Here is a 4860-nt window from a genome sequence, read left to right on the forward strand (position 1 = left end):
TGTTGTTTTCGGTGTGGACGTGCTGCATGAAATCGGCGGTGAACTTGTCCAGACCTGCATACAGCGCGCGCCAGGTGTTGCACGCCTCGGCGGGCAGCCGCAGATCGTGGGTGAGATCCTGCACGCGTTGCAGCATCCGGCCGTGGTCGTCATGCTCGGCGCGCATGCGCGAGATCGGCGGGGTGAGAACCGCACCGGGATTGCGGCGCATCATCGGAAACAGGATCTGTTCTTCCTTTTGCATATGCTCCTGCAGTTCGTCGAGCATCTCCTGGAGCAGGGCCGCCAGGCCGGCCGGAACGTCGGCATGGTCCTTGTGCACGCGCTCGACCTTGGCGGCCAGGGTGATCAATTCCGGCAGCTCGCGCCGGTGCACGTCGTGGAAGCGGCTGACGATGAGATCGATCAGGGCATCGGGGTCGCTCGGCGTGTCATCCAGCGCCTGCGGGCTCAACTCCGAGAGTTCGCACTCGATAGCCGCCAAGTCGAGCTGGCGCGCCTGCGCGGCCGCTTCCAGGGTCATGTCGCCACCGCAACAGAAGTCCAGCCGGTGGCGCCGAAACACGGCGGTGGAACCGGGCAGGGGGAAGGGCGGCGAACGGTGAGGACGAGCTTGCTGGGATGTCGAGGGTGTGCATGGCGGAAGGTCCTGTGCAAATGATGTGAGGCGAGACGTAAAAAGGTAGAATGGACTCCACTATAAAATTCTTGAGTGGTATTTGCAATACCTCTTCAGACGGATTCCACCATGCGGCTGACCTCTTTTTCCGATTTTGGCTTGCGCGCCCTGCTCGTGCTGGCCGGCAGCGAACGCGAGACCTGGTCGAGTGTCGAGCTTGCGACCAAGCTCGATATCTCGCGCGACCACCTCATCAAGGTGCTGCAGCGCCTTGCCGCCGGGGGCTATGTGCAGACCACGCGCGGCGCAGGAGGCGGCGTCAAGCTCGCCAGGCGCGCCACGGCCATTCGCATCGGCGAGGTGTTGCAATGGCTGGAAGACGACGCCCCGCTGACCGAGTGTTTCCGCGACGATGGCGGCCATTGCCTGCTCACCGGCTTTTGCGCCTTGCGGCCCAAACTCGAACGCGCACGCCGCGCGTTCTATGCCGCGCTCAACGACACCACCTTGGCAGACTGCCTCAATCCTGCGCTGCGCAAGTTCGTCGCCGTGCCGCTGTCCACGGCTTGAGCGCGGTTCACTGCCGGGCTTCGATCAACAGGCCCTTTTCTTCACGCTCGAAATGATGTTCGAGCAGATGCTGCAAAGGCGCTGAAGCGTCGAGCAGCACCAGACGTTGTTCGGGCGGGTCGAGTCGGTCAGGCTGGCGTGCCAAGATCTCGCGCCATTCGCCGAGCATCGCGCTCAGTTTGGCATGCTCGGCCAGATAGACCTTTGCCGACCAGCGTGCGCTGGTCGGCAGCTTCGGAATCAGCGCGGTTTCTTCGAGCCCGATATGGGCTGCATGCAAGCCTTGCAGCAAGTCGCGCGCGGCGCGCGCCTCGACCAGGTCACCGGCGAGCAGACCCAGGCGCATGCGCTGCACTGCCGCCAGCATCGCCACATGCTGCGCGGGGATGTCCTCAGCCGGATTCGAGACCATGTTCAGGTTTCTCCTGTGTCTGCGGATTGTGAGATGCGCTGGTCAGCGCCGTCGTGTTGCTTGAACAGAAAGTCGAAATCCAGCATCTCCGCATAGGACTGCCAGCGCGCTGCCAGCGTCTGCGATCTGCTTCGCCGGTCTATACAGCACACTGACGCGACTACGCGGAATCGGCTTTGGCATCCTCCTCGCGCATCGTATCCAGCGCTAAAAGCGAATGCGCATAGGCGGCGCCCGCTCGCATTTCGGCGGCAACCCAAACGGCCTCCATGATTTGCTCACGGCTGGCGCCTGCCTTGAGCGCAGCCTTGGTGTGGCCTCGGATGCAATAGGGACACTGGGTCACATGCGCCACGGCGACCGCAATCAATTGTTTGGTCCGCACGTCCAGCGCGCCCTTGGCGAAGGCCTGCTGGCTGAATTGCTGAAAGGCGGCAAACTGATCCGGTGCATGGTTTTGACGCATTTGCGTCAACTCACGATCAGCTCGCGGATAGACGGGGGGCGTTGACATGAAGCGACTCCTGTATGTGGCACAAGCCGTCATCATGGCCATTTCGCAAAACCCTGTCGATTAAACATGCATTGCGTTTACCTGTTTCAAGCCATAGACTGGTCACAGGATTTGGGCTTGTGACCGCGGGCCGTGTGTGTGTACCAAGTTTTTCGCGAGATTCGACATGGAGATCAACCTTCTTTCCGCAATGTCCGCTGCCGCGGGATTCGACGCGCCGCTGGACATGCTTTCGGCCTGCCACGCGCGCATCGAAAAACAATGCGCGACGCTGCGCCGCCTGGTGCGGCATCTCGACGAGCACGGAGCCGATCAGGACGCCAGACAAGCTGCCGCCAACGTGATGCGCTATTTCGACACCGCGGGGCGTGATCATCACGCCGATGAAGAGCACGATCTGTTTCCCGCGCTGCTGGAATCGATGGCAGGCTCAGACCCCGTCTGCCTGCGCGACATCACCCTGGCGCTGACCCACGACCATCGTGAACTCGCTGCCGTCTGGCAGGCGTTGCGCCCGCAACTGGAGCGCGTGGCGCTCGGCGAAGCGGGCGCGCTTGACTCTTCCGCGGTGGATGAATTCGTCGATCACCATACGCGCCACATTGCGCGCGAAGAAAGCGAGCTACTTCCCATGGCCAAACGGCTCTTGGGCGAGGAACAACTCCAAGAGATTGGCAAGGCCATGCAAGCGCGGCGCGGCGCGGCGTGTGAAACATCCTTCAACGGCAAGAAGCAGCGTTAATACAGACATTCTTCCTTTTGATCGGGTAGAAAACCGTTGCGTGATTCGATGTACTCCACAAACTTCAACGGTGGACATTGCGTTAGTGGTCTTGCAGATTGGAAACGTTTAGCGATCTGTTGGCCAAAGCAACCTAGCGCCAAGTGGATCAAAAATCGCTCCAAGCCTTGCAAGTTCTGGAGTTGGGCAATTCTTATGACTTTGTGCATATGGCAGCAGCCTGCGAACAGATCCGGTGCGGGGCTATGCGGTGATGAAGACCTTTGCCGAACCGATGTCGGCCGACTGCAGGCCGCGCGAGCCCGGATGATGGAGGCCTGGGCGCCTGCCAGCTGGGCCAGAACCCTTCGGGGGGTGGCGAAGGCAGTCCTCAGTGCCAGCGGGTTGGCAGATACGGTGTCGGATCGATCCAGCCACGCTCGTCGGCCGCCATCTCGGCGAGCAGGCGGCCGGCCACCGGGCCGAGGGTGAATCCCTGGTGGGCGTGCCCGAAGTTGAACCACAGCCCGGAATGCCGCGGTGCGGGGCCGGTCACCGGCAGCATGTCGGCAGTGCAGGGACGGGCTCCGTGCCACGGTGGTTCCGGCAGCGCGCTGCCCAGATCGACCAGCTCGCGCGCCAGGGCTTCGGCCTTCGCGAGCTGGATCGGTGTGGGGGCCGCGTCGATGGGGGCGAATTCGGCGCCCGTCGTGAGGCGTAGGCCGCGCCGCATCGGCGCGAGAACGTAGCCGCGCTCGGCATCGAGCAGTGGCAGGTCCACCGCCGCCGATGGATAGTGTTGGTGATAGCCACGCTTGAGGAATAGCGGGTAGCGGTAGCCGAGCTTGCGGATCAGGCCGTCGGCCCACGGGCCAGTCGCCAACACGGCTTGTCCGGCATCGATGCGACCGGCTTCGCACAGAACCGACCAGCCGGCGCCGGCGGGCTGGAGCGTCGCGGCATCGCCCAGCAGGATGCGGCCGCCACGGGCGACAAACAGCGCCGCATAACGCTGCACCAGTGCGCCCGGATCGCGGATCGCCCAGGGGTCGAGCCAATGCACGGCCCCGGCCAGCCGCAGGCGCAGCGCCGGTTCGGTGCGGGCGAGCGCGGCGCCATCCTCGGGTGCGTGCCGCACACCGAACCGGGCCTGCAGGTCGCGGGCGCGGATTAGCGCGTCGTCGAAGGCCCGGGCCGAGCGGAAGACGAAGCGGAAGCCGTCGCGGCGAACCAGATCCTCGGCGCCAGCAGCCTCGATCAGCGGCGCGTGCTCCTCAGTGGCGTGGGCAATCAGTTGGCTGTAGGCCAGGGTCGCACGGGCATGCGACTGCGCACGGGAGTTGTGAAAATACTTCAGCAGCGGCACCGCCATCTGCTGCAGCCCGCGCAGATGCCAGTGAACTTCCGCGCCGCGGCCGAGCGCGGCGTTGAGCATGAAGCCGACGTCGCGCGGAAAGGCGTAGGGTTCGACCGCGGTCTGCTGTCTCTGGACAACATCGAGGAGCTGCGCCGCATCACCCTGCCCGACGGCCAGCCGCTGGAGTTCATCCTGGCCGTGCCGGGGCGCCGCTACGGGGAGTTCACCGACATCCTGCAGGCCTTCCAGTCCACGGCCGAGGGCGCCAGCAGCGAGGTCGTTGACGAGGCCCGCTGGCAGGACCTGCGCCTGGTCGTGGCGCACAACCCGGCTCAGGCCGCCGAGCAGACGGCACGGCGGCGCGAGCGCATCAAGGAACTGGGGGTGCGTGCCGCCCAGCTCGCGGGCAAGCTCGACGGACAGGACACCGGCGTCAAGAGCCGCGGCTGCCAGCTCTCCGACGGTGGCGCCACGGCGCGCTTCTATCACGAGGTCAGCGAGTCGCACCTGCTGCGCATCGTGCGTGTCGATCTCAAGAGCCCGCAGGTCGTCTACAGTCTCGACGACAAGGCGCTGGCGCGTGCCGAGTTGATGGACGGCAAGCTGCTGCTGGTGACCAACGTGGCCGACCTCGCGCCCAAGGAGGTCGTGGCCAGCTACAAGGCCC

At 64.5% G+C, this 4860-nt stretch carries 6 protein-coding genes and 1 pseudogene; 3 read left to right on the forward strand and 4 right to left on the reverse strand.

Annotation, left to right across the window (positions count from 1 at the left end; all coding sequences use genetic code 11):
* Window positions 1-523: hemerythrin domain-containing protein (locus tag B7X30_RS15395; RefSeq protein WP_286731805.1), on the reverse strand; the 523-nt coding region annotated here is incomplete at its 3' end.
* A 225-nt stretch (window positions 524-748) separates the two neighbouring features.
* Between B7X30_RS15395 and B7X30_RS15400 the strand changes: the two genes are divergently transcribed.
* Window positions 749-1189, forward strand: a complete 441-nt coding sequence (locus B7X30_RS15400; RefSeq protein WP_286731808.1) for an RrF2 family transcriptional regulator — start codon at window positions 749-751, stop codon at window positions 1187-1189.
* Between the two features lie 7 nt (window positions 1190-1196).
* Here B7X30_RS15400 and B7X30_RS15405 read toward each other — a convergent pair whose 3' ends face one another.
* Together B7X30_RS15405 and B7X30_RS15410 are read right to left on the reverse strand one after the other, a co-directional pair.
* Window positions 1197-1601 carry a hemerythrin domain-containing protein gene (locus B7X30_RS15405; protein WP_286731813.1) on the reverse strand — a complete coding sequence of 135 codons (405 nt, stop codon included), beginning with the start codon at window positions 1599-1601 and terminating at the stop codon, window positions 1197-1199.
* A 160-nt stretch (window positions 1602-1761) separates the two neighbouring features.
* The gene (locus B7X30_RS15410) at window positions 1762-2115 is read right to left on the reverse strand and encodes a carboxymuconolactone decarboxylase family protein (protein WP_286731815.1); all 354 of its coding nucleotides are present in this window, start codon (window positions 2113-2115) and stop codon (window positions 1762-1764) included.
* A 166-nt stretch (window positions 2116-2281) separates the two neighbouring features.
* Between B7X30_RS15410 and B7X30_RS15415 the strand changes: the two genes are divergently transcribed.
* On the forward strand, window positions 2282-2857 hold the full coding sequence (locus tag B7X30_RS15415) for a hemerythrin domain-containing protein (RefSeq protein WP_286731818.1): 576 nt from the start codon (window positions 2282-2284) through the stop codon (window positions 2855-2857).
* A gap of 370 nt (window positions 2858-3227) precedes the next feature.
* Here B7X30_RS15415 and B7X30_RS15420 read toward each other — a convergent pair whose 3' ends face one another.
* Window positions 3228-4271 (reverse strand): NAD(P)/FAD-dependent oxidoreductase, encoded by a 1044-nt coding sequence (locus B7X30_RS15420; RefSeq protein WP_156053328.1) that lies wholly within the window; start codon window positions 4269-4271, stop codon window positions 3228-3230.
* A 33-nt stretch (window positions 4272-4304) separates the two neighbouring features.
* Here B7X30_RS15420 and B7X30_RS15425 point away from each other — a divergent pair.
* Window positions 4305-4860, forward strand: a pseudogene (locus tag B7X30_RS15425) (transposase); the annotation flags it as partial.

Source organism: Thiomonas sp. 13-64-67 (assembly GCF_002282795.1).
In the GTDB taxonomy this organism is placed as follows: Bacteria; Pseudomonadota; Gammaproteobacteria; order Burkholderiales; family Burkholderiaceae_C; genus Thiomonas; species Thiomonas arsenitoxydans.

Bases quoted from the DNA above. Each gene is read 5' to 3' on its own strand.
- B7X30_RS15400 (WP_286731808.1), top strand. From the start codon at position 749: ATGCGGCTGACCTCTTTTTCCGATTTTGGCTTGCGCGCCCTGCTCGTG.
- B7X30_RS15405 (WP_286731813.1), bottom strand. From the start codon at position 1,601: ATGGTCTCGAATCCGGCTGAGGACATCCCCGCGCAGCATGTGGCGATG.
- B7X30_RS15420 (WP_156053328.1), bottom strand. From the start codon at position 4,271: ATGCTCAACGCCGCGCTCGGCCGCGGCGCGGAAGTTCACTGGCATCTG.
- B7X30_RS15415 (WP_286731818.1), top strand. From the start codon at position 2,282: ATGGAGATCAACCTTCTTTCCGCAATGTCCGCTGCCGCGGGATTCGAC.
- B7X30_RS15410 (WP_286731815.1), bottom strand. From the start codon at position 2,115: ATGTCAACGCCCCCCGTCTATCCGCGAGCTGATCGTGAGTTGACGCAA.